Consider the following 25,927-nt stretch of genomic DNA (forward strand, 5'->3'; position numbering starts at 1 on the left):
GCCCGGCCGGAGCCGGTCGCGCCGAGGTGACCAGCCGGTAAGGTCCTTTGCTTAGGCCCGCCCCACCGCGCGTGGTTTGATATGGCGCGGCGCTGCGTGTGCCGCACCCTCTCAACCGCCCTCCCGGGAGATCACGTGGACCTGAGTCTTGAGACGCGCGACGTCGACGGACGCACCATCGTCGCCGTCGGCGGCGAGATCGACGTCTACACGGCCCCCAAGCTGAGGGACAAGATCACCGAGCTCGTCGCGGCCGGCACCTACCACCTCGTGATCGACATGGAGGCGGTGGAGTTCCTCGACTCGACCGGCCTGGGCGTGCTGGTCGGTGGCCTGAAGAAGGTCCGTGCCCACGACGGCTCGCTGAGCCTGGTCTGCAACCAGGACCGGCTGCTCAAGATCTTCCGCATCACGGGCCTGGCCAAGGTGTTCGTGATCCACGAGTCCGCCGAGTCGGCGCTCGCCCAGGCCTGAGGCCCGCCCGCCTGACCACCACCGCCTGACCACTGCCCGTCCGCCCTGCGGTCGGGCGGTCGTGTGCGTCCGCAGTCGTGCGACACGCGACGTGGCGCGGGTCACACCCTGGTGCCGACGTGCGTCCCGGCGTGCGTAGGATCCGACCCGTCTCCCACGAGACCTGGGTCACACCGGCCCAGCCGTGACCCCATGCAGGAGGAAACATGGCCGGGTTCGTCCCCGCAGCTGTGGAAGTCTCCGGCGGCAACCTCGTCCTGGTCATCGTCGTCGCCGTCATCGCGCTCGGCGCGTTGGCGATGGCGTACGTGTTCCGCCAGGAAGTGCTCGCCGCCGGTGAAGGCACCGACAACATGAAGGCGATCGCGCAAGCGGTCCAGGAGGGCGCCGACGCCTACCTCCAGCGGCAGTTCCGCACCCTTGCGATCTTCGCCGCGATCGCCTTCTTCGCCCTGCTGGCGCTGCCGGCCGACGACACGGTCGTCCGCATCTTCCGGTCGGTGTTCTTCCTGGTCGGGGCCGGCTTCTCGGCCGCGGTGGGCTACTTCGGCATGAGCCTGGCCGTCCGGGCCAACCTCCGCGTCGCGGCCGCGGCCAACACCGTCGGCCGCGAGCCCGCCATGACCATCGGCCTGCGCACCGGCGCCACGGTCGGCATGCTCACCGTCGGGCTCGGCCTGCTCGGGGCGAGCCTCGTCGTGCTGTTCTTCCAGGACGAGGCGCCCGACGTGCTCGAGGGCTTCGGCTTCGGGGCCGCGCTGCTCGCCATGTTCATGCGGGTCGGGGGCGGCATCTTCACCAAGGCCGCCGACGTGGGTGCCGACCTCGTCGGCAAGGTCGAGAACAACATCCCCGAGGACGACCCGCGCAACGCCGCCACCATCGCCGACAACGTGGGCGACAACGTGGGCGACTGCGCCGGCATGGCCGCCGACCTCTTCGAGTCCTACGCCGTCACGCTGGTCGCCGCGCTCATCCTCGGCGCGCAGGCCTTCGGCGACAAGGGGCTGGTCTTCCCGCTGCTCATCCCCGCCATCGGTGCGCTGACCGCCGTGCTCGGCGTCTACATCACCACGCCCAAGGCGGGCGTCAACGGCCTGTCCACGATCAACCGCGGCTTCTACATCTCCGCCGCCATCGGCGCCGTGGCCAGCGTCGTGCTCTCCTTCGTCTACCTGCCGACCAGCTTTGACGACTTCGAGCTCGCCGGCACCGTGCTCGACAGCATCTCCAAGGACGCCCCCGACGGAAACCCGGCCCTGATCGCCTCCCTCGCCGTCGTCATCGGCATCGTGCTGGCCGCGGCGATCCTGGCCCTGACCGGCTACTTCACCGGCACCGAGTACAAGCCGGTCAAGGACGTCGGCCGGACCTCGCTCACCGGCGCCGCGACGGTCATCCTCTCCGGCCTGTCGGTCGGCTTCGAGTCGGCCGTCTACACCACGATCGTCCTCGGGGCGGCGGTGTTCGGGGCGTTCCTGCTCGGCACCGGGTCGCTGGCCATCTCCCTGTTCGCCGTGGCCCTCGCAGGCTGCGGACTGCTCACCACGGTCGGCTCGATCGTGGCCATGGACACCTTCGGGCCGGTCTCCGACAACGCCCAGGGCGTGGCCGAGATGTCCGGCGACGTGAGCGAGGAGGGCGCGCAGATCCTCACCGACCTCGACGCCGTCGGCAACACCACCAAGGCCATCACCAAGGGCATCGCCATCGCCACCGCGGTCCTCGCGGCGACGGCGCTGTTCGGCTCCTACGCCACCACGGTCCTCGACGAGCTGGCCGCGGCCAACGCCGACGGCAGCGAGCTGTTCAGCCTGTTCGTCTTCGACCCCTCGGTCCTGGTCGGCGTGCTGCTCGGCTCGGCCGTGGTGTTCCTCTTCTCCGGCCTGGCCATCAACGCGGTGGCCCGCGCGGCGGGCGCGGTGGTCTACGAGGTCCGCCGCCAGTTCCGCGAGATCCCCGGCATCATGGAGGGCACCGGACGCCCGGAGTACGGCAAGGTCGTCGACATCGTCACCCGCGACTCCCTGCGCGAGCTGATCACGCCCGGCGTGCTCGCGGTGATGGCCCCGATCGCGGTCGGGTTCGGCCTCGGGTTCACCGCGCTGGCCGGCTTCCTGGCCGGCGCCATCGGCACCGGCACCCTGATGGCGGTCTTCCTGGCCAACGCCGGTGGTGCGTGGGACAACGCCAAGAAGCTGGTCGAGGACGGTCACCACGGCGGCAAGGGCTCCGAGGCCCACGCGGCCACCGTCATCGGCGACACCGTCGGCGACCCGTTCAAGGACACCGCCGGCCCGGCCATCAACCCGCTCATCAAGGTGATGAACCTGGTCTCGCTGCTCATCGCCAGCGCGGTCGTCTCGCTCAGCGTCGGGGAGGACTCCAACGACACGGTGCGCATCCTCATCGCCCTGGTCGCGGCCGCGATCATCGTCGTGGTCGTCTACATCTCCAAGCAGCGCGACAGCGCCATCGGTGACGACGTGCCGGCGCAGGCCCCGCCCGGCGCGACCGCCTGAGAGCCCGACGAACGCACTGACCCGCCGCCCCCAGGGGCGGCGGGTCAGTCGCGTCAGGGGGGCGGCGGGATCAGCGGCGGGTCACCGTGAGCACCACCGTCGAGGAGGTGCTGGGGAGGTGGGTGGTGTCGCCGCTGTAGCGCACCGACAACGGGTGTCGGCCCACCTTCTGGCGGGGGATCGAGAACCTCACGAGGCCACGGGCGCCGGCCCCGACCTGCAGCGACCGCACGCGCCGACCGCCGTCGAAGACGGTGATGACGCCGGTGGGCAGGCCCTGCACCAGGCTCGAGAGCACGACGGTCATCTTGGGGACCTGCGTGCGCTTCACGCGCACCCGCGGCAGGGAGAGCCGGGTCAGGCTCGCGGCCCGGCCGACCTGGAGGATCGGCGTCGAGGCCAGGCCCTTCTCGAACCCGACCGCGTCGGCGGCCACGCCGGCCACCAGCCGGCGGCCGGCGTCGGCCGGTCGGACGGTGTACGTCGCCGACCCGGCTCCGGCGATGCCCTCCGGCGTGCCGTCGGTCCGGAGGCGGTACCACTGGTAGGTGAAGTCGGGCGACGGCTGGCTCCAGGTGCCCGGGTCGACCCGCAGCTCCGAGCCCACCCTGGGCGTGCCCTCCACGGTGGGCGGGGCCGTGGCGCGGATCGGCGCGCCCCGGGCGGGCTCGAACCCTGGCCACGCCGCGGTGCCCGGGGTCCCCCGGCCCTGGCCCTGGGCGCGCACGGTGACCACGCCCTCGTCGAACTGGGCGGAGGTGAGGGTGAAGGTGCGCCCGGTGGCGCCCGCGATCACCTGGTCGTCGACGTACCACTGGTAGGTGGTGTCCACGTTGGGCTGGTCCCAGGTCAGGCCGTCGGCGGAGACGGTGCCGCCGATGCGCTTGTCGCCGCCGATGGTGAGGGCGCTCTGGGCGGTGGGCTCAGGTGGCAGGAGGCAGACCGGGACCCCGAGGACGTCGAGGCAGGGGGCCGCGGAGGCGGGCGCCGCCACGGTCACGGGGGCCACGAGGAGCCCGGAGACGAGCGCGCCGGCGACCAGGGCCGGCCGCAGGCGGGGGGAGCGGGGGGAGGGAGGCATGGGGGGAGGGTAGGACCGCGCGACCCCGGGCGGCAGGCGATCGAGCAGGATGCCTCCATGGACGCAGCCCTGGCTCCCTCCCTGCGCGCCGCCCTCGTGGCGGCCGGCTTCACCGTCGACGGCGTCGCCGAGGTGCTCGGCCCCCGGGCCCACGACGCGCTGCTGCGCAACGAGACGGCCCCCGGCCTCGCCCGCACCCGCGGCGGCAGCCCGGTGGAGGTGCTGGTGCGGCTGTTCCTCCTGCAGACCTCAGTCCCGCTGGCCGACGCCGAGCGCGCGCTGCCGGGTCTGGTCGACCGGCTCGCGGTCGCGGGCCTGCTGGACCAGTCGGTCGGCGAGGTCGTGGCCCGCCTCGACTGCCGGCCCTACGCCACCGAGGAGGAGGACCTCTGGGTCGTCAGCGACCTCACCCCGGGTCTCGACGGCGGTCCCCAGCGGGTCGGGCCCGACCACGTGCTCGGCATCAGCCCCGCCTCGACGTCGCTGGCCCAGCTGACCCTGCGCGAGGAGGTCGGCTCGGCCCTCGACCTCGGCACGGGCTGCGGCGTGCAGGCCCTCCACCTGGCCCGGCACGCGGGCCGGGTCGTGGCCACCGACGTCAACGCCCGCGCCCTCGCCGTGGCCCGCTTCAACGCCGCTCTCAACGAGGTCGAGGTCGACGTACGCGACGGGTCGTTCTTCGCCCCGGTGCGCGGTGAGCGGTTCGACCTCGTCGCGACCAACCCGCCGTTCGTCATCTCGCCGGGCCGGTTCGGCCGCGACGAGCGGCTGGTCTACCGCGACTCCGGGCTGCCCGGCGACGAGGTCGTCGAGCACGTCGTGCGCCGGGCGCCCGACCACCTCGCCCCCGGCGGCTGGTGCCAGGTGCTGGCCAACTGGGTCGTCGAGCGTGGGCGCTCCTGGGACGACCGGCTGGCCGGGTGGCTGCCCGCCGAGCACGACGCGCTCGTCGTCCAGCGCGAGGTGCTCGACCCCGCGGCGTACGTCGAGCTGTGGCTCAAGGACGCGGGCCGCCACGGCGCCCCCGACTACCTCGAGCGCTACGACACCTGGCTGTCGTGGTTCGACGACCAGGGCATCGAGGCCGTGGGGTTCGGCTGGGTCAACCTCCACCACACCGGCGAGGCCGCCGTGCGGCACGACCTCCTCTCCTGGCCGTACGACGTCGAGCAACCGATCGCCGAGGCCGTCGGCCAGTGGGGGCGGGCGGCGCGGGTGGCCGACGGGGTCGGGCCCGGCGACCACCTCGTCGTGCGGCCCGACGTGGTCCAGGAGACGCACGGGCCGGTGGGGGTCGCCGACCCGGAGACGATCGTGCTGCGCCAGCAGCGGGGGTTCCGCCGCGCCCGCACCGCCGACACGGTCGAGGCGGCGCTGGTCGGCGCCTGCGACGGCGACCTGCCCCTCGGGGCGATCCTGGACGCCGTCGCCCAGCTCCTCGACGCCGACCCGGAGCAGACGCGGGCGACGTACCTCCCGGTCGCGCGCGACCTCGTCGCGGAGGGCTTCTTGTCGCCCTCCTGACCCCCGGTCCGACCCCGGACGGGGGGTAGTCCCTGACGAAATCGTCGTCGAACCGCACGATCGACGACCATTTCGTCAGGGACTACCCCGGTCGGCGGCGTGGCAGGGTGGGCGGCATGACCGACCACCCCCTGTGGGACCTCCAGCGCCGGCTGCGGGCCGAGCACGTCTACACCGACCTGACCCACGCGTTCTTCCCCGGGCAGCCGCACTTCCCGGCCTTCCCCGACGAGGAGCGCGCGCAGGTCTTCGACATGGAGCAGGGGGCGGGGTTCGAGGTCCACCGCTACTCGATCGTCGGGCAGTGGGGCACCCACGTCGACCCGCCGTCGCACTTCGTGCTCGGGGCGCGCACGGTCGACCAGATCCCCGTCGACCAGATGGTGCTCCCGCTCGTCGTGCTCGACATCTCCGACCGGGTCGCCGCCGACCCCGACGCCACGCCGACCCTCGACGACGTGCGGGCGTGGGAGGAGCGGCACGGCCCGATGCCGCAGGGGTGCTTCGTGGCCCTGCGCACCGACTGGTGGAAGCGCTGGCCCGACCGGGCCGCCATGGAGAACAAGGACGAGGCCGGCGACGCGCACTACCCCGGCTGGTCGCGCGAGGTGCTCGAGCACCTGCTCACCGAGGTCGGGGTCGTCGGCGTCGGGCACGAGCAGACCGACACCGACCCGGGCTCCTCGACCTCCCGCGGCGAGTACGGCCTCGAGCTGCTCGTGCTCGAGCACGACCGGTGGCAGCTCGAGCTGATGGCCCACCTCGACGAGGTGCCCGAGGCCGGCGCCCTGCTGGTGGCGTCGTGGCCCAAGCCGCAGGGCGGCTCCGGGTTCCCGGCGCGCGCCTTCGCCATCCACCCGCGCTGACCGGCCCCGCCGCCGTGCGGCGACGGGCACATCGGCGGCCGGGGACCGCGACACGCCGGCGACACGCCGGTGCCGCCTCGGGTCCGGCCACGGTTCGCCTGTCCCCGTACGACGGCCCCTCACTACAGTCGCCCCGTGGCGACGCCCGGCTGGTACCCCGACCCCGCAGGCACCCCCGGTTCCTACCGGTACTGGGACGGCGGCACCTGGAGCGAGGCCACCTCGCCCACGCCGTACGCCGCCCCGCCGGCGGGCTCGGCGCGGCCCGGTGACCCGGGTGGCTCGGGGCTCGACGACGCCACCGTGGCCCCGGGTTCGCAGCCCCGGACCGCCGCGGGTGAGCCGGCGCCGCTGTGGTCGCCCGCGCAGCCCGCGCCCGGCCACCGCCCCGCGGGTCCGCCTCCGCCGCCCCCGCCGTCCGGCGTCCAGCCCGGCCGGCACCCCGGGACGAGCGCGCGGCCGGGCACCGTGACGCTCACCCCGGCCCGGGCGGGCGCGGTCGTCGGCGCGGTCCTGGCTGCCTCGCTCGTCGTCGGGCTGGTCACCTTCCTCCTCGCCCGCGCCGCGCTCGGCTGACCCGTCGGCGGGCGGGCCGCTGGACACCACGCGCTACCGTCAGCCCCGACGAGCCCCGGAGCGGGGACGCAACCACGCGGGACCCGGCAGCGGGCGCCGCAGAGGAGCAAGAACAAGCAGTGGCACACAAGCTGGTGATCGTCGAGTCCCCGGCCAAGGCCCGCACCATCGGTGGGTACCTCGGCAAGGACTACGTCGTCGAGTCGTCGATCGGGCACATCCGCGACCTGCCCAACAACGCCGCCGACACCCCGGCCAAGATCAAGGACAAGCCGTGGGGCCGCCTCGCGGTCGACGTGGACAACGAGTTCACGCCCTACTACGTCGTGCCGCGCGACAAGAAGTCGCACATCTCCAAGCTCAAGAGCCTGCTCAAGGACGCCGACGAGCTCTACCTCGCCACCGACGAGGACCGCGAGGGCGAGGCCATCGCGTGGCACCTGCTCGACGAGCTGAAGCCGAAGAAGGACGTCACCGTCAAGCGGATGGTGTTCCACGAGATCACCAAGCAGGCGATCCTCGACGCCGCGGCCAACCCGCGCGACCTGGCCATGGACCTCGTCGAGGCCCAGGAGACCCGCCGCATCCTCGACCGCCTCTACGGCTACGAGGTCAGCCCGGTGCTGTGGAAGAAGGTCATGTCGGGCCTGTCCGCGGGCCGCGTGCAGTCGGTCGCGACCCGGCTGGTCGTCGACCGCGAGCGGCAGCGCATCGCGTTCAGAGTCGCCTCCTACTGGGACCTCGAGGGCACCTTCGACGCCGGCAGCAAGCACGACCAGCGGATGTTCCCGGCCAAGCTCCACTCCCTCGACGGCAAGCGGGTCGCCTCCGGCGGCAGCTTCGGCCCCGACGGGCAGCTCAAGGCCGGCGCCGACGTCGTGCACCTCGACCGCACCCGGGCCGAGTCGCTGGTCTCGGCGCTGGCCGACACGTCGTACGACGTGCGGTCGGTGGAGTCCAAGCCCTACCGGCGCTCGCCGTACGCCCCGTTCCGCACCACGACCCTGCAGCAGGAGGCCGGGCGCAAGCTCGGGATGAGCGCGTCGGTGACGATGTCGGTGGCGCAGCGGCTGTACGAGAACGGCTACATCACCTACATGCGCACCGACTCGACCACGTTGTCGGACGGGGCGATCAACGCGGCCCGCACCCAGGCCCGCGACCTGTACGGCGCCGAGTACGTCCCGGACAAGCCGCGCACCTACACGAGCAAGGTCAAGAACGCCCAGGAGGCGCACGAGGCCATCCGGCCCGCCGGCGAGTCGTTCCGCACCCCGGCCCAGACCGGGCTGACCGGTGACCAGTTCCGGCTCTACGAGCTGATCTGGATGCGCACCGTCGCCTCGCAGATGAAGGACGCGACCGGGCAGAGCGTCTCGATCCGCCTCGGCGGTCCGGCCACGACCGGCGAGGACGTCGTGTTCTCCGCCTCGGGCCGCGTCATCACCTTCCACGGCTTCCTCAAGGCCTACGTCGAGGGCACCGACGACGGCGGCGCCAAGGACGACCAGGAGACCCGGCTGCCGGCGCTCGAGCAGGGCGACGCGGTCTCCGCGGCCTCGCTCTCGGCCAACGGCCACGAGACCAAGCCCCCGGCCCGCTACACCGAGGCCACCTTGATCAAGGAGCTCGAGGACCGCGAGATCGGTCGGCCCTCGACGTACGCCTCAATCATCGGGACCATCCTCAACCGCGGCTACGTCTACAAGAAGGGCACCGCGCTGGTGCCGGCGTGGCTGGCCTTCTCGGTGATCCGGCTGATGGAGGAGCACTTCCCGCGGCACGTGTCCTACGAGTTCACCGCCGCGATGGAGGACGTGCTCGACGAGATCGCCGGCGGCCGCAAGGACCGGGTCAGCGAGCTCACCGAGTTCTACTACGGCTCCGACTCCGTGCAGGGGCTGCGCGACCTGGTCACCGGGCTCGGCGACATCGACGCCCGCGAGCTGGCGACCTTCCCCGTCGGCGGGCCCGACTCCGGCATCCACCTGCGCGTGGGTCGCTACGGGCCCTACCTCGAGGGGCCCGACGACGAGGGCAACCCGACCGGCAAGCGGGCCAACGTGCCCGACGACCTGCCCCCCGACGAGCTGACGCTGGAGAAGGCCAAGGAGCTCTTCGCCAATCCCGCCGGCGAGGAGATCCAGCTCGGTCGCCACCCCGAGACCGGCCTGGAGGTCGTGGCCAAGAACGGCCGCTACGGCCCCTACGTCACCGAGCTCCTGCCCGAGGACGCTCCGAAGAAGGACAAGCCGCGCACCGGCTCGCTCTTCAAGTCGATGTCGCTCGACACCGTCACCCTCGACGACGCCGTCAAGCTGCTCTCGCTGCCCCGCGTGGTCGGCGCCGACCCCGAGTCGGGCGAGGAGATCACGGCCCAGAACGGTCGCTACGGGCCCTACCTGAAGAAGGGCACCGACTCCCGGTCGCTGACCTCGGAGGAGCAGCTGTTCACCGTCGACCTCGACGAGGCGCTGAAGATCTACAGCCAGCCCAAGCAGCGTGGTCGCGCCGCGGCCGCGCCGCCGCTCAAGGAGCTCGGCAACGACCCGGTCTCCGGCAACCCCATCGTGGTCAAGTCGGGCCGCTTCGGCGAGTACGTCACCGACGGTGAGTACAACGCCACCCTGCGCAAGGACGACTCGGTCGAGTCGATCACCACCGAGCGCGCCGCCGAGCTGCTCGCTGACCGCCGCGAGCGCGGCCCGGCGAAGAAGGCGGCCAAGAAGACCACCAAGAAGGCCCCGGCCAAGAAGACCGCGGCCAAGAAGGCGCCGGCGAAGAAGACCGCCGCCAAGAAGACGGCGACCAAGGCGGCCAAGAAGTCCTGACCGCCCCGGTCGCCGTGCCGGGGACTGCGGGGACTACTGGCCGTACGGCGGCGGCGGGGGCTGCTGGCCGTAGGGCGGCTGCTGCGGGGGCTGCTGGCCGTAGCCCGGCTGGCCGTAGCCCTGCTGCGGCGGCTGGCCGTAGGGCGACCCGCCCTGCTGGCCGTACTGGCCGCCGTGCTGCTGGGGCTGGCCGTACTGCTGGCCGTACTGCTGGGGCTGGCCGTAGGGCTGGCCGGGCTGGCCGTAGGGCTGGCCGGGCTGGCCGTAGCCGCCGCCCCACCCGCCCGTGGAGCCCTTGGGGTTGGGGCCCCACTGGTTGTCGGGGGTGCTGTCGAGGACCAGGAAGTACAGCAGGATGAAGCCGCCGACGCACGGGACGAACGAGATCAGGTACCACCACCCGCTGCGCCCGGTGTCGTGCAGGCGGCGCACGGCCGCGGCCAGCGTCGGCAGGAACAGGCCGAGGGCGACCAGCAGGAAGACCACGCCGACGGCGCCGCCGGCGACGTCGGAGCCGCTCGCGGTCAGCGCGATGCTGAGGATGTAGAGCGGCACGTAGACGATCGCCACGGCGAGTGCCCACCACCAGTACTCCGAGCGGCGCGCCCGCCCCGAGAAGTCGACGTACTTGCCGAGCACGGTGCGGATGGAGTCCTTGAACGTCATGCGGCCCGTCGTGCCCCGTCGGCCGTGCTCCTACACCTGGCCTCCACCTGGGCTGGACCACCTCGGTCGGGCCGGCGCCGGGTGCGGGCGAGGGTTGTCGGTGCGACCTCGTAGGTTCTCCCTGTGCCCCCGACGCCCCCGCCCCCGACGTACGCCGAGCGCGGCGTCTTCGTGTGCTTCGAGGGTGGCGAGGGGTCGGGCAAGTCGACCCAGTCCGGACGGCTGCGCGCCTGGTTGGAGGAGCGCGGCCACGACGTCGTGCTGACCCACGAGCCGGGCGACACCCCGGTCGGCCAGCAGGTCCGCCGCATCCTGCTCAGCCCCGAGACGGGCGCCCTGGCCGACCGCACCGAGGCCCTGCTGTACGCCGCCGACAAGGCCGAGCACGTCGAGACCGTCGTCCAGCCCGCGCTGGCGCGGGGCGCGGTGGTCGTCACCGACCGCTACGTCGACTCCACGCTGGCCTACCAGGGGGCCGGGCGCACCCTCGACGTCGGCGAGGTCGAGGCGGTGGCCCGCTGGGCCACGGGTGGGCTCCGACCGCACCTGACGGTGGTCCTCGACCTCGAGCCGGAGGCAGGCCTGGGTCGGTTCGCCGGGCGCGACCGCATCGAGGGCGAGTCGCTGGAGTTCCACCAGCGGGTGCGGCAGGCGTTCGTCGCGATGGCGGGCGCCGACCCCGACCACTACCTCGTGCTCGACGCCCGCGACGACGTCGACGCGATCGAGCGATCCGTGCGCGCGGCCGTCGAGCCGCTCCTCGACCGGACGGGGGCGGCCCGGTGATCGAGGAGGGCGAGCGCACCGTCTGGGACGACCTGGTCGGCCAGCGCACCGCGGTCACCGCGCTGCGGCGGGCGGTCGCCGGCGACGGCATGACCCACGCCTGGCTGTTCACCGGACCGCCCGGGTCGGGCCGCTCCAACGCGGCCGTCGCCTTCGCGGCCGCGCTGCAGTGCCCCCGCGGCGGGTGCGGGCAGTGCCACGACTGCCGCACGGTGCTGGCAGGCTCCCACGCCGACGTCACCATCCACCGCACCGACAGCGTCCAGCTGCCGATCCGCGAGGCCAAGGCCCTGATCAAGAAGGCCGCGCTCTCACCGGTCGGACACCGCCAGGTGCTGGTCGTCGAGGACGCCGACCGCTTCAACGACAGCTCGGGCAACGCGATGCTCAAGGCCATCGAGGAGCCGCACCCCCGCACCACCTGGCTGCTGTGCGCGCCCACCCTCGAGGACGTGCTGCCGACGATCCGCTCGCGCTGCCGCCAGGTCAACCTCGTCACGCCCCCGCCGGCCGAGGTGGCCGCGTTCCTCGAGCGCACCGCCGGCGTCGAGCCGTCCGTGGCGGCGTACGCCGCGCGGGCGAGCCAGGGCCACATCGGTCGCGCCCGGGCGCTGGCCACCGACGAGGCCACCCGCAGCCGGCGCAACGCCGTGGTGGCCTGGCCGACCCGGCTGACCACCCTGGGCGCCTGCATGCGGGCCGCCACCGAGCTGGCCGAGGGCGCCAAGGCCGAGGCCGAGGCGATCACCGGCGAGCTCGACGCGCGGGAGAAGGCGGCCCTCGACGCGGCCTACGGCGTGGAGGAGCGCGGCCGGCGCCCCCGCGAGTACGCCGCCGAGCTCAAGGCGCTCACCGACGACCAGAAGCGCCGGGCCCGGCGCCGGGTCATCGACGTCGTGGACCGCGGCCTGATGGACCTCGTCTCGGTCTACCGCGACGCCATCGCGGTGGCCCTGGGGGCGCCGGGCGAGCTGGTCAACACCGAGATGCGTGACGACGTCGCCGAGCTGGTGCGCGCCTCCACCCCCGAGCTCAACCTGCGCCGCATCGACTGGGTCTTCGAGGCGCGCGAGCAGATGGTGGAGTTCAACGTGCCGGTGGCCTTGGCCCTGGAGGCGATGATGGTGGCGCTCAAGGTGCCGGAAGGGGCTCATCGATGAACAAGACGGTCCTGTGGGTCGTGGCCGTGGTGACCGTGCTGGTGCTCGGCGTCGGCGGCGGCCTCACGGCGGCGCTCGTCGCCGACGACGGTGACGAGCCCACCACCTCGGCGCCCACCGACGGTGACGAGACCGACACGCAGGACCCCGAGCCCGACCCGTCGGGTGACCCCTCGGTCGCCGGACCGGTGCCCGAGGGGCTCGAGGAGTACTACGGCCAGCAGCTCGACTGGAGCGACTGCGGCGGCGGCACCGAGTGCGCGACGCTCACGGTGCCCGTCGACTACGAGGCCCCCGGCGACGGCGACCCCCTCAAGCTCAAGCTGCAGCGCGTGCCCGCCGCCGACCAGGCCGGCCGCGTCGGCTCCGTCGTGGTCAACCCCGGTGGCCCCGGTGCGCCGGGCACGACGATGGCCGAGAACTCCAGCGGCTACTTCCGCCCCCAGCTGCTCGAGCGCGTCGACATCGTCGCCTTCGACCCCCGCGGCACCGGCGCCTCCGACCCGGTCGACTGCCTCTCCGACGCCGACCTCGACGCGTTCGTCGCCCAGGATCCCGCTCCCGACGACGCCGCCGAGGGCGAGGCGCTGACCGAGGAGCAGGACGCCTTCTTCGCCGGGTGCGTCGCCAGCTCCGACGACCTCGTCGGCCACGTCTCGACCGTCGAGGCCGCCCGCGACATGGACGTGCTGCGGGCCGCGCTCGGCGAGGAGCAGCTGAGCTACCTCGGCTTCTCCTACGGCACCACGCTCGGCTCGACGTACGCCTCGCTCTTCCCGGCCAACGTCGGCCGCTTCGTCCTCGACGGTGCGACCGACCCCACGCTCGACTTCCGCGAGAACGCCCTGAGCCAGGCGGCCGGGTTCCAGACCGCGCTCAACTCCTACGTCGACGACTGCGTGGCCGGCGGCGACTGCTTCCTCGGCGCCGACCGCGAGGCCGGGCTGGCGACCATCACCTCGCTGCTCGACTCCATCGAGGCGTCGCCGCTGCCGACCGACGACTCCACCCGCGACCTGCAGATCGGCAACGCCTTCTACGGCCTGATCACACCGCTCTACAGCCGCGACAACTGGTCCTTCCTCGACGAGGCGTTGCAGCAGGCCCTCGACGGCGACGGCAGCACCCTGCTCCTGCTCTCCGACCTGTACGGCTCCCGCGAGGGCGGCACCTACACCGACAACAGCCTTGAGGCCATCCTGGCCATCAACTGCCTCGACGACCCCTCCTTCATCGAACCCGATGAGGTGCCGGCGGAGTTCCCGGCGTTCGAGGCCGCCTCGCCGACCTTCGGCCGGGTCTTCGCCTGGGGGCTCGTCGGCTGCCACGGCATCCAGGTCGAGGCCGCCGAGCCCGCCCCCGAGATCCGCGCCGAGGGCGCGGCCCCGATCGTGGTCATCGGCACCACCCGCGACCCCGCCACGCCCTATGAGGAGGCCGTCGCGCTCGCCGAGCAGCTGGCCAGCGGTGTGCTGTTGACCCGTGACGGTGACGGCCACACCGCCTACAACAAGGGCAACTCGTGCATCGACGAGGCCGTCGAGGGCTACCTCGTCGACGGCACCGTCCCCTCCGACGGCCAGCGCTGCTGACGGTCGGGAAGAGGCCCCACGGTGGTCGAAGAGGTTCCGCTAGGAACCGTCTCGAGACCACCCGACCGCAGCCGGTGGGGGGTCTCGAGACAGGCGCTAGCGCGCCTTCCTCGACCACCGTGGGGCCCGGTCCTGGTCCACAGCGATGTCAGGGCAGGCGCGAGAACCAGCGCAGGCTGAACCCGGCGGCGACGAGGCCGAGGAGCAGGGCCAGCGCGACGACGTACGGCGTGACGTCCTGCGGCTCGGTGCGGTAGCCGATCGAGGACTGGATGTCGTCGTAGACCTGGTCGAGCTGCTCGGCGGTCTCGGCGGAGTAGCCGTTGCCGCCGGTGGCCTCGGCGAGGGCGTCGAGGGAGGGCTGGTCGACCGGGACGGGCACGATCTGGCCGTCGACCTCGACGGTGCCGGTGGGGGTGCCGTAGGCGATGGTCGAGACCGGGACGTCGGCCTCGGTGGCCGCGGCCGCTGCCTGGTCGACGCTGCTGCCGACGGTGTTGGTGCCGTCGGAGAGCAGCACGATCGTCGCGGGGACGGGCTCGCTCTCGCCGCCGTCGGGGTCGGTGGTCGACTGGTCGCCGAGCGCCTCGACCTGGGCGAGCGAGGTGAGCACGCCGTCGCCGATCGCGGTGCCCTCGGCCAGCTCGAGCCGGTCGAGCGCGGCGACGGCCTCGGCCTTGTCGGGGCTGGGCTCGGCGAGCACCGAGGCGGACCCGGCGAACTGGACCACGCCGACGTTGAACCCGTCGGGCAGGCCCGCGATGAAGGTCGCGGCCGCCTCGCGGGCCGCGGTCAGCCGGTCGGGCGCGACGTCGGTGGCCTGCATCGACAGCGAGACGTCGACGGTCACGATGACCGTGGCCCGCTCCCGGGGCACCTCGCGGTCGACCTCGGGCCGTGCGGCGGCGAAGCAGAGCACCACGAACGCGGCCAGCAGCAGCGCGGCCGGCACGTGCCGGCGCCACGCGGGTCGCTTGGGCGCGAGGCGCTCGAGCATGGGCAGGGTCGCGAAGCGGACGGCGTACGCCGATCGGCGGCGCTGCGCGAGGAGGTAGAGCACGACGAGCGCGGCCACCGGGACGAGCAGCCACAGCCAGGCCGGCGAGGCCAGCCCGGCCAGCGGGACTGCCAGCGGGAGGGGCAGCGGGGCGCTCATGCGGGCACCACCCGTCGCATCGGGGCGCCGTGCACGTGGCGGGCGAGGTCGCGCACCCAGTCGCGGTCGGTGCGGAGCACGACGTGGCCGGCCCGGCACGACCGGACGGCCTCGGCGGTGGCGGCGCGGTGGGCGGCGGTGAGGTCGGCGTACCGCTCGCGCAGCCGGCGGTCGCCGGTCCACACCTCCTGGCGGCGCCCGGTCTCGGGGTCCTCGAAGGTCACGGTGCCGACGTCGGGCAGCGCGAGCTCGCGGGGGTCGACGACCTCGACGAGCAGGGTCTCGTGGGTGGCGGCGAGGCGGCGCAGCGGCTGCTCCCAGGCGAAGGGCCGCTCGGCGCGGCCGTCGGGCTCGACGAGGTCGGTGACCACGACGCGCACGCCGGGCCGGGGGTGCCGGCGGGCGAAGGCGCGCAGGGCCGTGGCCAGGTCGGTGCCGGTGCCGGTGCCTGTGCCGGTGCCGGTGCGGGCGGCGCTCGGCGGGCGGCGCAGGGCCCGGTGAGCGGCCGCGCGCGACGGCACCGGGGCCGACCAGGCGAGGCCGTCGCCGGTGAGGTGGGCCGTGCCGAGGCGGTTGCCGGGGCCCTGGGTGAGCAGTGCGATCGCGGCGACGACGCCGGCGGCGACCTGCCGCTTCTCCAGCTCGACGGTGCCGAAGGCCATGCTCGGGGAGTCGTCGACCAGCACCCAGCTCTCGAGCTCGTGCTCGGCCAGCGGGCGCCAGACGTAGGGCTCGCCGGCGGAGCGCGCGGTGACGTTCCAGTCGATGCGGCGCACGTCGTCCTCGCCGGGGCGGTAGCGCACGACCTCCTCCGGCTCCGAGCCCGACCCGAGGCGCAGGCCGCGCTTGTCGCCGTGGAGGCGGCCGGGCAGCCGCCGGCGCACGGCGAGCTCGAGGGAGGCGAAGGCGGCCTCGGGCGAGGTCGTGCCGCCGAGCGGCGGCAGGTGGTCGGGGTGCTGGGTCATCGCAGTCGTCGGCAGGTCAGGAGACCGGCAGCGGCTGGGTGTGCAGGCTGCCGTCGGGGTCCTCGCGGGTGGCGACGCTGGGCTGCGGGACGGCGGCGACGACCTCGCGCACGATGGCCCGCGGGTCGGCGCCGTCGGCGACCGCGTCGAACGACAGCAGCAGCCGGTGGCTCATCACGTCGGAGGCGACCTCGGCGATGTCGGCCGGCAGCACGTAGGAGCGACCGCGCAGCAGGGCCAGCGCCCGGCCCGCGGCGAGCATGCCGAGGGAGGCGCGCGGGCTGACACCGAGCTCGATGACCTCCTGCAGGTGGCCCAGGCCGTACCGCTCCGGGGAGCGGGTGGCCACGGTCAGGTTGACGAGGTACGACGCCACGGAGTGGTGCACGAACAGGCCGTCGGCCGTGCGCTGGAGACGCACGAGGTCGTCGGGGGTGAGCACCTGCTCGGCGGTGGGCGGGTCGACCGACATCCGGTGCACGATGGTGAACTCCTCCTGCCCGGTCGGGTAGGGGACGTCGACCTTGAGCAGGAACCGGTCGCGCTGGGCCTCGGGCAGGCGGTAGACGCCCTCGGACTCGACCGGGTTCTGGGTGGCGAGCACGAGGAACGGGTCGGGCAGCCGGTGGCTGGTGCCGGCGATCGAGACCTGCTTCTCGGCCATGGCCTCCAGCAGCGCGCTCTGCACCTTGGCCGGGGCGCGGTTGATCTCGTCGGCGAGGACGAGGTTGGCGAAGATCGGGCCGCGCTCGACGTCGAACCGCTCCGCGCTGGCCCGCCACACGCGGGTGCCGGTGATGTCGCCGGGCATCAGGTCGGGGGTGAATTGCAGCCGCGCGAAGCTGCCGCCGACCACGTCGGCCAGCGTGCGCACGGCCAAGGTCTTGGCCACGCCCGGCACGCCCTCGAGCAGCAGGTGCCCGCGGGCGAGCAGGCCGATCATCATCCGCTCGACCATGGCGTCCTGGCCGACGACGACCTTCTTGACCTCGATGAGGGCCCGCTCGAGCGTGTGCGAGGCCTCGGCGACCTCGCGCTCCTGTTCCACCGACATGCGTCCCAGGTTCTCAGACGGTCCTAGGAGCGGGCTGTGCGTCCGCCGCACGCGACCCGGGCAGGCGTTCGCCGGGCGGCCAGGTCGTCGTCGTACGGCGGTCGCCGGGGCGGCCCGGTGTCCGGCGGGTGCTCGCCCGGGGACCGGGGTCGGGAGGCCGCACGCAGCGGCGCGGTGGAGTGCAGTCGCCGGCGAGGTCCTCGAGCTCGCTGCGGTGGGGGCCGTCGCCGTGCACGTCGAGCCGGACCGGGACCCCGCGGCGGTGCAGCGCGATCGCGGTGGCCACCGCGAGGTGGGGCGACTTCTCCCGCGAGAGCCGGCTGACCAGCACCAGGCGCAGGGTCGAGGAGGTCCGCCACGGGCCGGGGCGGAAGGTGGCGAGGTCGACGCCCAGCGGCACCCGCACCACCTCGCGGCCCGCGCCCGCCGGGACCCGGTCGAGCTCGGCGGCGGCGTACCGCGACGTCACGACGACCCGGTCGACGCTGCGCACGGCGAGCCGGTTGAGCAGCCCGATGGAGACCCGGGAGGCGGAGTCGTGGCCGGTGCGCATCGCGAGCATGTCGTCCATGCGCTCGTGGGAGAGCAGCGTGGTCGTGACCGCGCGGCGTCGCGCCCAGAGCGCGACCGGCAGCAGGGTCGTCTTGTCGCTGAGCTCGAGGGCGGTCGGGGCGAACCGCTCCAGGGCCTCGGTCACCCGCCACGGCTCGACGATGAGCCGGTAGCCGGCACTCCCGACTCGGGGCGCCCGCACCTCGACGACCTCGCCGTGCTCGGTCTCGTGCACGGCATCGGTCGCCCCGGGGACGACGAGCAGCCGGCGGGCCCCCGCGGCGACGTACCCGCGACCGAGGGCCTCGACGGCGACCCGCATGCCACGGGAGGCGGCGCCACGACGTTGGCGACCTGGGCCATCCGCGTGCCCTGCATCCGGCCCAGGCTGCGGGACGGGCGTGAACGCGCGGGAGGCGCGCGGTGGACTCAGCCCAACGGTTCCGCGATCTCCCGGATGCGCGCGGTGGCCAGGTCGATCATCAGCCGGGCGGCGGGGGAGAGGACGGCGCCGGTGCGGTGCACGATGGCGAAGGTGTCCCAGACCTTGGGCCGCAGCGAGACGAACCCGGCCCGTGGCGCCAGGCGCGGGATGAGCTGCTCGGCGGCGCCCCGGGGGATGACGGTGTCGGCCAGGCCGAGGCCGACGAGCTCGACCGCGGTCTCGACGTCCTCGACCTCGATGCGGGTCTGCGGGTTGCGGCCGGTCTCGTGCAGCAGCTGGCGCAGCAGCTGGCGGGTGGAGTCCTCGGCGCGCCAGGTGGTCTCGGGCATGACGAGCGAGGCCTGCGCGAGCCGGTGGGCGGTGACGGGCGTGGCGACGCGCTCGGGGTCGGCGCTGACGTAGACGAGCTCCTCGCGGGCCACCGGCGTGATGTCGATGCCCTCGCTCTGCACGCCCGCGACGGCGAGCATCGCGGCCTCGAGGCGGCCGCGGCGGAGGTCCTCGGCGACCTCGGTGGAGTTCTGCCCGACCAGCTCGACCCGGACGCCGGGGTAGCGCTCGAGCACGTCGGCGATGAGGCCGGCGCTGGCGTAGAGCCGCGCGACGCCGAACATGCCGAACCGGATGGTGCCGGTCTCGAACGCCTTGACGCTCGCCACCGCCTCCCGGGCCTCGTCGACGGCGGCCAGCACCTTCTCGGCGTGCGGGCGCAGCGTGTCGGCCACCGTCGTCGGCACGACGCCGCGCCCGACCCGGCGGAACAGCTGCACGCCGAGGGTCTTCTCCAGGGCCCGGACCTGCTCGGAGACCGACGGCTGGGCGTAGCCGAGCTCGTCGGCGGCCGCGGTCAGCGAGCCGTGCTCGTAGGTGGCGAGGAAGCAACGGAGCTGATGGAGGGAGAGCACCGTCACACCATAGGACTCGCCTGGGGCTGCTGACGGAAAGCAAGGCTACCCCTGCGGCTGGCGTCCTCGGATGATGGAGACATGTTCGCGCACACCTGCACCTCCTGCCGCCAGCGGAAGCTGGTCTTCCCCAGCCAGATCACCTCGATGACCAACACCGACGACGGCATCGTGGTCGCCTTCACCTGCTGGTGCGACGCCGAGCAGGTCCTCGTCACCGGCAAGCGCGCCGGCGCCCGCCGCGAGGCCGCGGCCGCCCACGCCGCCTGAGCTGCGCTCGACCCACGGTGGTCGAGCGAGGACGGAGTCCTGTCCCGAGACCACTCACCTCAGGTGGGTCTCGAGACAGGCGCCAGGGCGCCTCCCTCGACCACCGTGTGCCTCAGACGGCGGCGATCGCGTTGAGCGAGGTGTCGGGCTGGAAGCCCGGGAAGACCTGCGCCGAGGACGCCCCGAACCGCTTGGTCACGACCTCCGACAGCACGCTGCGGTAGTCGGTGGTGACCAGCAGGTCGGCGTCGGAGGTGCCGGTCAGGCCGGGCCAGCGGCCGTAGTACCTGCCGCCCTTCACGCCTGCACCGATCAGGAACATCACGTTGCCGTAGCCGTGGTCGAGACCCTGCTCGGCGTTCTCCGCGACCCGCCGGCCGAACTCGCTGACCGTGACGAGGGTGACCTTCGAGGCCAGCGGCCCGAGGTCGGTGAAGAAGGCGGCGAGCGAGCCCGCGAGCTCGTCGGCGCGGCGTTTCAGGTTGCCGTCGGCGGTGGTGCCGATCCAGGTGTGGTGGTCCCACGAGCCGTGGTCGACGGTGATGATCTCCGCGCCCACGTCGGCCCGGATCGTGCGCGCGGTGTCCTTCAGGGCCCGCGCGAGGTCGCTGTCGGGGTAGACCGCGCCGTTGGCGGGGCCCTGCGCCGCTGCCCGCACCGGCGCGAACTCGTCGACGACCTCGAGCGTCGAGGCGAACCCGGTGCCCAGGGTGCTCCCGCTGCCGGCCCACAGGGTCTGCAGCGAGCGGCGTCGGTTGGCCGACCCGGTCGCGTCGTCGGGACCGGCCAGCCGCACCCCGTCGATCCCCGGGGCCACCAGCACCGGCTGCGGGCCGGACATCGAGGTGGCCGGCGTGCCGCCGTACTGGATGGCCTCGACGGGCGAGCCCGCTCCGCCGTCGCGGCCGACGAGCCGGTTGAGCCAGCCGACGCGGGCGGGGGAGCCCGGGTCGGCGTCCTCGAGCTCCTCCATGGCCGAGAAGTGCGAGCGGTTGGGCGAGGGCAGGCCGGTGGCGTGGACGGCGGCCATCTTGCCCGCGTCCCACAGCGGCTTGAGGGGCGCGAGGGCCGGGTGCAGGCCGAACATCGCGTCCCGCGCCAGCAGCTGGTCGCGGGGGACGGCGATGCGCGGCCGGGCCTGGTAGTAGACGGGGTCGGCGTGCGGCACGACGAGGCTCAGGCCGTCGCAGGCACCGCGCAGCGACACCACGACGAGCACCTGGGGGGCCGAGCCGTCGGCGGCGTACGACGTCTCGGTGAAGGCGGTGCCGTGCACGGCGGTCACCGCGGCGGCGCCCCCGACGACGGCGGCGCCGCGCAGGAAGCCGCGGCGCGACGTACGGGCGTAGTCGTCGCAGCAGGACGACGGCTGGCGGGTCTGGGTCGGGCTCATGGCGTCGGTCCTCACCGGTGGAGGTGGTCGGGGCTGTCGAGGATGGTGAGCAGCACGAGGTAGAACTGCCAGCGCACCACCGGGTGGTTGGCGTTGATGACCGTGTCGGCGCGCACGCCGACGACCTCGCGGCAGGCCTGTTGCAGGCGGGCCGAGGCGGTCTTGCCGAGGAGCTGGCGGCTCAGGTGCTCGACGAGGTCGCTGAACACCATGCTCGTCGCCGGCATCCACTCCTGCGGCTCGCGGTACGTCATGTCGACCTTGGGCCACCAGCGACCGGCCATGCCCTGGTGGATCTCGAACGACGCCAGCAGCCGCGAGACCGACGACCAGGACGCGTTGTCCTGGGGCGGGCCGTCGGGGCGGGGCCAGCCGAACGGCGCGTGGCCGATGCCCGTGCACTGCCACAGGATCGAGTTGGCGGCCGAGGAGTCGTTGTTGGTGGGACGGGCGATCCGGGTGCGCAGCGCCCGGTGGCAGGCGACGACGTCGTCGGTGGGGGTGCGGACCTTCAGGCCGGCGGCGGCCTGGAACTCCGCCGAGGCGACCAGGGCCCGCAGCACCGGCTTGATCGCGGTCTTGCTGTCGAGGAAGACCTGCGCCAGCTGGGCCACCAGCGCCGCCGAGGGGGTGTCGGAGACGAAGCGCAGGCACAGCTTGCGGGCGATGCGCTCGGCGGTGCGCGGGTGGTGGGCGAGGTGGCGCAGGTAGGCCTCGGTCGCGGCTCGGCCGTCGGGGTCGGCGTTGTCGTGCTTGAAGTCGAGGAAGTCGACGGTGCCGGTCCAGTGGCTGGCCGGGTCGTACCAGGCGCGCCAGGTCGCGCTCCAGGTGTCGACGCGGTAGCCGGTGAGGAGCCGGGCGGAGGTCTTGACGTCGTCCTCGGTGTGGTTGCCCTTGCCGACCGTGTGCAGCTCGAGGAGCTCGCGGCCGAGGTTCTCGTTGGGGGCGCGCTTGGTCGAGCGGGCCTGGTCGAGCGAGATGAGCATCGCCGGGTGGGTGATCGCGGTGACCAGCAGGTCGTCGTACCGGCCGAGGGTGTGGGCGCGCAGCGCGCGGCCGTAGTCGGCGCGGTAGGTGTAGACGCCGTCGTCGTCGAGCGGGATGTGCAGGTGGTTCTCCCAGAACTCGGCCATCACCTCCAATACCTGGCGCTCGGAGTAGATGCGTCGCAGCAGGCACCAGCGGGCGTAGTTGGCCATGGCGACCCACCCGCCCTCGGTCCCGTCCTGCTGGCGCTGCCAGATCTGCGCCGGCCCCAGGCCCATCGAGGTCCACCAGCTCGCGAGCCCGTCGGCGAACGAGTCGGGCACCTGGGCCGGGTCGAGCTGCTGCTCGAACCACGCCGCCGGGCTGCCCGCCGCCTTCATCTGCTCGTGCAGGGCCGGCGTGAAGCCGTAGGTGAAGCGGCTGGCCAGGTGCAGCGAGGCCGCCGTGGGCAGCGCGGAGGAGACGAAGTCGGGGTCGGGCGCGGGCGGGGCCGGGGGCTCGCTCGGCGTGGTCGGCTCGGTCGGGGTCGGCTGCTCCGGGGTGGGGCCGGTCGGCGTCGGCTCGGTGGGGGCCGGCTGCTCGGGGGCCGGGCCGGTGGAACCGCCGCCCTGGCCGCCCTGGCCGCCCTGGCCGGGCCGGGCGCGGTGGAAGCGGTGCTTGCACCGGTGCAGGCGACGGCAGGTGTGCTGCGGGTGCCGCGGGCAGCGGTGGAAGTGCCGGCAGGTACGACGGTGCGCCCGGCTCGCGGCCTCGGCCTCCGGGGCCGCGAGCGCGGGCGCGACGGCGGTGACCGCGAGCCCGCCGAGCAGGCCGCGTCCCAGTCGTCGACGAGTGAGCGCCCCGGTGTCGTCCGCGAGGCGCGGGGCAGGCGTGAGGGTCACGTCGGCTCCTGTGGGGGGAGTGTGGGGGGAGTGGGGGGAGAGAGGGAACGGTGCTGCTGATCCCTTCTTCGGTCGTCGTACCCCCGGGGTTGAGGGCGACCCTCGTCCCCTCGGACACCGATTGCCCGCCCGGACTGACTACCCCCTACACTCGTGCGGTCGCCTGCGGGCGACAGGCCGCCTTAGCTCAGTCGGTAGAGCGATTCACTCGTAATGAATAGGTCGTCGGTTCGATTCCGACAGGCGGCTCCACCACAAGCCCCTGACCTGCGGAAACGCGGTTGGGGGCTTCGCCGTCGGGGGCCCACATGGGCCGAAGTCCGGTGAAAGTCCGGTGAAACTCCCAGCCGTGACCGGTCGTGGCCGGTCATCTCCGGTCGCGTCCGGGGCCTCGGCGAGCTACCGGACGGAGCCGCCGAGGTCGAGGACGAGGACGGCGAGCGGGTCGTTCATGAAGGTCTCGAACTCGGCCAGCGAGGCGAACTGAGGCGTGCCGTCGAACCGTCGGACGAGGCCCGCCAGGTTGGCGAGCACGCTGTCCGGGTCGCCGGTCCAGAACTGCTCGCTGACGCGGTCGAGCGCAGGGACGACGTGGCGGGTGAAGCCGGTGTCGTACTCGGCGGCGAGGCGGTCGAGATGCTCCCTCTCGGCCTCGCACCGAGCGACCACGAGGTCGGTCTGGGCCAGGAGCTCGTCGTAGGCCCGGTCCCAGGCCGACGAGGTGTCGCGAGCCAGGATCGCCAGCTGGATCCCCTGGACGACCATGGCGGCGCCGTACTGGCCGACCACTCCGCCGATGAGCGCACCGACGGCCGGCACCGGGATGACGGCCTGGCCGACAGCGCTGCACGCCCAGACGGCCGCGGTGCGGCCGACTCCCTCGGCGGTGACGGCCGCGGCCTCGGTCGCGGTGAGAAGCCCGGTGGCCACCCCGTGGGCGGCTCCGGCAACCGTCAGCACGCTGCGTGCCATCACGGTGGCGAGGTCCGCACCCGCCGCGCCACCCAGCGCGTTGGCCAGCGCACCGGTCGACCCGGCTGCTACGGCGGCCTGCGCGGTGAGGGTGGCGTACGTCGAGGCGGCAGCCACGGCCGTCGCGGTCGCGCCGACACGGGCCGCTTGGACGGCTGCGTCGGTCCAGGCGACCTGGCCGAGGCCGCGGTGGCGGATGACGTCGGCGGCGACCGATCCGGCCAGCGACGTGACGGCGGCAGCGCCGCCGGCGCTGATCGCGGCGTGTGCGGCCGCGGAGAGGGTCTTGTCGCGCACGAGCCCGTCGAGGAACCCGTCCGGGTCGACGTCGATCTGTCGGAGCTGGTCGGTGGTGACGGCGGTGGATGTGACCCCGTCGGCCTCGATGTGGTCGCGGAGCCGTGCCCGTACGTCGGCGTACCGCTCGTGCAGCGGCCCGTCGGGCATCGCGAGACGACGGTCGAGTAGCGAGCCGGTCGGGTCGAGGTGGTCGCTGGGGACCAGCAGGTCGAGACCGTCGTACTTCGGTGCGGCGAGGCCGTCACGCTGCGACAACCGTGCGGCGCCGCCAGTGACGACCTTCGCCTGGACACCCCGCAGCAGGTCACCGGCTGCGTCGCGCAGCTCGAGGTCAGCCGGGTCGTGCGGGCGCCCCAGCCACGTGGTGACGAGCAGCCGCTGGTCGTTGCGCTGACGGATGGCGTCGAGGTTGAAGCTCAGCTCGTGCATCCATTCGAACCAGTGACCCTGGCGCTGGCCCGGCCCGAGGTTGCCGAAGCGCTGCTGCAGCTTGGCGAGAGTGTCCCGTTGGTCGAGGAGGTAGGCGACCTGGTCGCGTCCGGACCTGGCCGCAGCACGCCCCGCCGCCCACCCGACGGCCTCGGCGGCACCCGCGCCTGGCCGCTCGTCGCGCTCGGTCGTCATCGTGCTTGAGCGACAGCGGCGGCTTCGGCCGCCGCGAGCGTGGTGTGCCCGACCTCGGTCACTGTGCCGTGCTCGTCGACCAGAGGACAGGCGACGACGGCGGCGGCCGCCTGCGCCAGCCCGGCCAGCTCAGCGACCGCGGCACGCTCGTCGCGCGAGTAGGTGGCGAAGTCGGTGCTGCGGTCGACCAGCGCGCCGAGGGCGGGCAACCGGGAAGACCCGACCCGGACCAGCTCACGCAGGACCCGCGCCGCGTCCACGTATCGCGTCGACGCCAGCCGCACCCGCATGCAGTCCACCGTCAACTGCGCTTCCGCCCGCTCGAGCTCGAGCGCCAGCTCGCGCTGAGCCTGCAGCGACTTGCGCCCCTGCCAGTACAAGAACCCGCCCGCGGCCAGCAGGACCGGCGCGGCCACCACGCCGGCCAGCACCGTCGTCCCAACCGCCACGCCTCCGCCGCCGGCGGCCAACGATCCGCCGCCCAGCCACGCCAGGGTGGCGCTGGTCGCCGCGGCGCCGCTTAGTGAGCTGATTGCCGTGCCGGTCGACGCGGCGGCGAACGCACCCACCGCTGAGAAGGTCAGCGCGCCCGCCGACGCCCCGGCTGCCGTCCCGCCGGCCAGGCTCGTCAGCCCCCGCACCGCGCTGACGGCGACCTGCCGCATCGCGACGTCCAGCTCGGCCAGCTCCGGGACCTCCTCCAACACTCGGAGCTCTCCCAGGTCAACGTTCTTCAGCTTCGCGAACTGCGATGCAAACGGTGCGAGGAAGTCGTCGAAGGCGCTCCCGAACGACTGGTCAAGATCGTCCCGAGCCGATTGAAACAAGCCCTGCGCCTTGACCCGGTTGCGCTCCAGTTGCTGATGATTCGACTCGTTCCGCCTGGCTAGCTGACGGGCCTCGACCAGCGGCAAAGCGCGGTTGGTTGATTCCCGAGCTGTCGTCCGCCACTCCATGACCTGCCTCCTCGCCCTCGCCCGGGGCATCCCGTCGAATGAGGGTAAGGAGGACGGCCGAGGGTTGAGGACCGTTCGAGCAAACCGGGGGAGGGGGTCGGCCGCGGTCCCATTTGCGGTGGAATGACGCACGTCGATAGTGCGGCGCTTGCAGCGACGCGTCCGGGCCCGATCACAGACGGCAGCCGCGGTCCGCAGGGCGACGAACACCAAACACGGGTCGAGCATCCAGGTTGCCGGCAGGCCAGCTGTCCAACTTATCGCCCTGCCCCTTCACTCGCTTCGAGTCGGCTCCAGGCAGAGCTCCAGGACAGCGGACTTCGTCGACCCGACGCCGCTGCCGCGGTCCGTGAGCGCCTTTCGAGAGATCTCCTGCCCCCTGAGGAAGT

21 protein-coding genes and 1 tRNA gene are annotated in these 25,927 nt (G+C 73.4%); 11 read left to right on the forward strand and 11 right to left on the reverse strand.

Annotation, left to right across the window (positions count from 1 at the left end):
* Positions 1-135 precede the first annotated feature (135 nt).
* Complete coding sequence (locus FJQ57_RS11205) at positions 136-474, forward strand: anti-sigma factor antagonist (protein WP_139980178.1); 339 nt, start codon at positions 136-138, stop codon at positions 472-474.
* Between the two features lie 206 nt (positions 475-680).
* Positions 681-2,996 (forward strand): sodium-translocating pyrophosphatase, encoded by a 2,316-nt coding sequence (locus FJQ57_RS11210; RefSeq protein WP_139980180.1) that lies wholly within the window; start codon positions 681-683, stop codon positions 2,994-2,996.
* Between the two features lie 70 nt (positions 2,997-3,066).
* Here the strand turns inward: FJQ57_RS11210 and FJQ57_RS11215 are convergent, their stop codons facing one another.
* On the reverse strand, positions 3,067-4,077 hold the full coding sequence (locus FJQ57_RS11215; protein WP_139980182.1) for an Ig-like domain repeat protein: 1,011 nt from the start codon (positions 4,075-4,077) through the stop codon (positions 3,067-3,069).
* A gap of 57 nt (positions 4,078-4,134) precedes the next feature.
* Between FJQ57_RS11215 and FJQ57_RS11220 the strand changes: the two genes are divergently transcribed.
* The 4 genes from FJQ57_RS11220 to topA all read left to right on the forward strand — a co-directional run bounded on the left by FJQ57_RS11220 (position 4,135) and on the right by topA (position 9,874).
* Entirely contained in the window at positions 4,135-5,601 is a 1,467-nt protein-coding gene (locus FJQ57_RS11220; RefSeq protein ID WP_139980185.1) for a N5-glutamine methyltransferase family protein, read from the forward strand.
* 116 nt (positions 5,602-5,717) lie between these two features.
* Positions 5,718-6,467, forward strand: coding sequence for a cyclase family protein (locus FJQ57_RS11225; RefSeq protein WP_139980188.1), 750 nt, complete (start codon positions 5,718-5,720; stop codon positions 6,465-6,467).
* 135 nt (positions 6,468-6,602) lie between these two features.
* On the forward strand, positions 6,603-7,043 hold the full coding sequence (locus tag FJQ57_RS11230; protein ID WP_139980190.1) for a DUF2510 domain-containing protein: 441 nt from the start codon (positions 6,603-6,605) through the stop codon (positions 7,041-7,043).
* A gap of 119 nt (positions 7,044-7,162) precedes the next feature.
* Positions 7,163-9,874: a type I DNA topoisomerase gene (topA, locus tag FJQ57_RS11235; protein ID WP_139980192.1), complete on the forward strand. Its 2,712-nt coding sequence runs from the start codon at positions 7,163-7,165 to the stop codon at positions 9,872-9,874.
* Between the two features lie 33 nt (positions 9,875-9,907).
* On the opposite strand, the gene FJQ57_RS11240 is transcribed toward topA, so the two are convergent.
* Entirely contained in the window at positions 9,908-10,540 is a 633-nt protein-coding gene (locus tag FJQ57_RS11240; RefSeq protein ID WP_139980194.1) for a DUF805 domain-containing protein, read from the reverse strand.
* 123 nt (positions 10,541-10,663) lie between these two features.
* On the opposite strand from FJQ57_RS11240, the gene tmk reads away from it, so the two are divergent.
* Genes tmk through FJQ57_RS11255 form a run of 3 tightly spaced genes read left to right on the forward strand, consistent with a single transcriptional unit; the run spans position 10,664 to position 14,078 of the window.
* Positions 10,664-11,326, forward strand: coding sequence for a dTMP kinase (gene tmk, locus FJQ57_RS11245; protein WP_139980196.1), 663 nt, complete (start codon positions 10,664-10,666; stop codon positions 11,324-11,326).
* The gene (locus tag FJQ57_RS11250) at positions 11,323-12,486 is read left to right on the forward strand and encodes a DNA polymerase III subunit delta' (protein WP_246081747.1); all 1,164 of its coding nucleotides are present in this window, start codon (positions 11,323-11,325) and stop codon (positions 12,484-12,486) included. Before tmk ends, FJQ57_RS11250 begins: the two co-directional genes overlap by 4 nt.
* On the forward strand, positions 12,483-14,078 hold the full coding sequence (locus tag FJQ57_RS11255) for an alpha/beta hydrolase (RefSeq protein ID WP_139980198.1): 1,596 nt from the start codon (positions 12,483-12,485) through the stop codon (positions 14,076-14,078). Before FJQ57_RS11250 ends, FJQ57_RS11255 begins: the two co-directional genes overlap by 4 nt.
* Positions 14,079-14,226: 148 nt before the next feature.
* Here the strand turns inward: FJQ57_RS11255 and FJQ57_RS11260 are convergent, their stop codons facing one another.
* From FJQ57_RS11260 to FJQ57_RS11280, 5 genes are all read right to left on the reverse strand, one after another.
* Positions 14,227-15,234 (reverse strand): VWA domain-containing protein, encoded by a 1,008-nt coding sequence (locus tag FJQ57_RS11260; RefSeq protein ID WP_139980200.1) that lies wholly within the window; start codon positions 15,232-15,234, stop codon positions 14,227-14,229.
* A complete protein-coding gene (locus FJQ57_RS11265) occupies positions 15,231-16,199 on the reverse strand; it encodes a DUF58 domain-containing protein (protein ID WP_139980202.1) in 969 nt (322 codons plus the stop codon). The genes FJQ57_RS11260 and FJQ57_RS11265 overlap by 4 nt, the downstream gene beginning before the upstream one ends.
* A 16-nt stretch (positions 16,200-16,215) precedes the next feature.
* Positions 16,216-17,253, reverse strand: coding sequence for an AAA family ATPase (locus FJQ57_RS11270; RefSeq protein WP_139980204.1), 1,038 nt, complete (start codon positions 17,251-17,253; stop codon positions 16,216-16,218).
* 13 nt (positions 17,254-17,266) lie between these two features.
* Positions 17,267-18,127 (reverse strand): glycosyltransferase, encoded by an 861-nt coding sequence (locus tag FJQ57_RS11275; protein WP_246081748.1) that lies wholly within the window; start codon positions 18,125-18,127, stop codon positions 17,267-17,269.
* A gap of 107 nt (positions 18,128-18,234) precedes the next feature.
* On the reverse strand, positions 18,235-19,155 hold the full coding sequence (locus FJQ57_RS11280; protein WP_139980206.1) for a LysR family transcriptional regulator: 921 nt from the start codon (positions 19,153-19,155) through the stop codon (positions 18,235-18,237).
* Positions 19,156-19,236: 81 nt separating this feature from the next.
* Between FJQ57_RS11280 and FJQ57_RS11285 the strand changes: the two genes are divergently transcribed.
* Positions 19,237-19,425: a hypothetical protein gene (locus FJQ57_RS11285; protein WP_139980208.1), complete on the forward strand. Its 189-nt coding sequence runs from the start codon at positions 19,237-19,239 to the stop codon at positions 19,423-19,425.
* Positions 19,426-19,537: 112 nt separating this feature from the next.
* Here the strand turns inward: FJQ57_RS11285 and FJQ57_RS11290 are convergent, their stop codons facing one another.
* Positions 19,538-20,818 (reverse strand): DUF1501 domain-containing protein, encoded by a 1,281-nt coding sequence (locus FJQ57_RS11290; RefSeq protein WP_139980210.1) that lies wholly within the window; start codon positions 20,816-20,818, stop codon positions 19,538-19,540.
* An 11-nt stretch (positions 20,819-20,829) separates the two neighbouring features.
* Complete coding sequence (locus tag FJQ57_RS11295; RefSeq protein WP_139980212.1) at positions 20,830-22,686, reverse strand: DUF1800 domain-containing protein; 1,857 nt, start codon at positions 22,684-22,686, stop codon at positions 20,830-20,832.
* 176 nt (positions 22,687-22,862) lie between these two features.
* Between FJQ57_RS11295 and FJQ57_RS11300 the strand changes: the two genes are divergently transcribed.
* Positions 22,863-22,938 (forward strand) — tRNA-Thr (locus FJQ57_RS11300).
* A 147-nt stretch (positions 22,939-23,085) separates the two neighbouring features.
* On the opposite strand, the gene FJQ57_RS11305 is transcribed toward FJQ57_RS11300, so the two are convergent.
* The gene (locus tag FJQ57_RS11305; RefSeq protein WP_139980214.1) at positions 23,086-24,582 is read right to left on the reverse strand and encodes a hypothetical protein; all 1,497 of its coding nucleotides are present in this window, start codon (positions 24,580-24,582) and stop codon (positions 23,086-23,088) included.
* Positions 24,579-25,538 (reverse strand): hypothetical protein, encoded by a 960-nt coding sequence (locus FJQ57_RS11310; protein ID WP_139980216.1) that lies wholly within the window; start codon positions 25,536-25,538, stop codon positions 24,579-24,581. The genes FJQ57_RS11305 and FJQ57_RS11310 overlap by 4 nt, the downstream gene beginning before the upstream one ends.
* Positions 25,539-25,927 lie beyond the last annotated feature (389 nt).

This window comes from Nocardioides litoris, from assembly GCF_006346315.1.
Classification (GTDB): Bacteria; Actinomycetota; Actinomycetes; order Propionibacteriales; family Nocardioidaceae; genus Nocardioides; species Nocardioides litoris.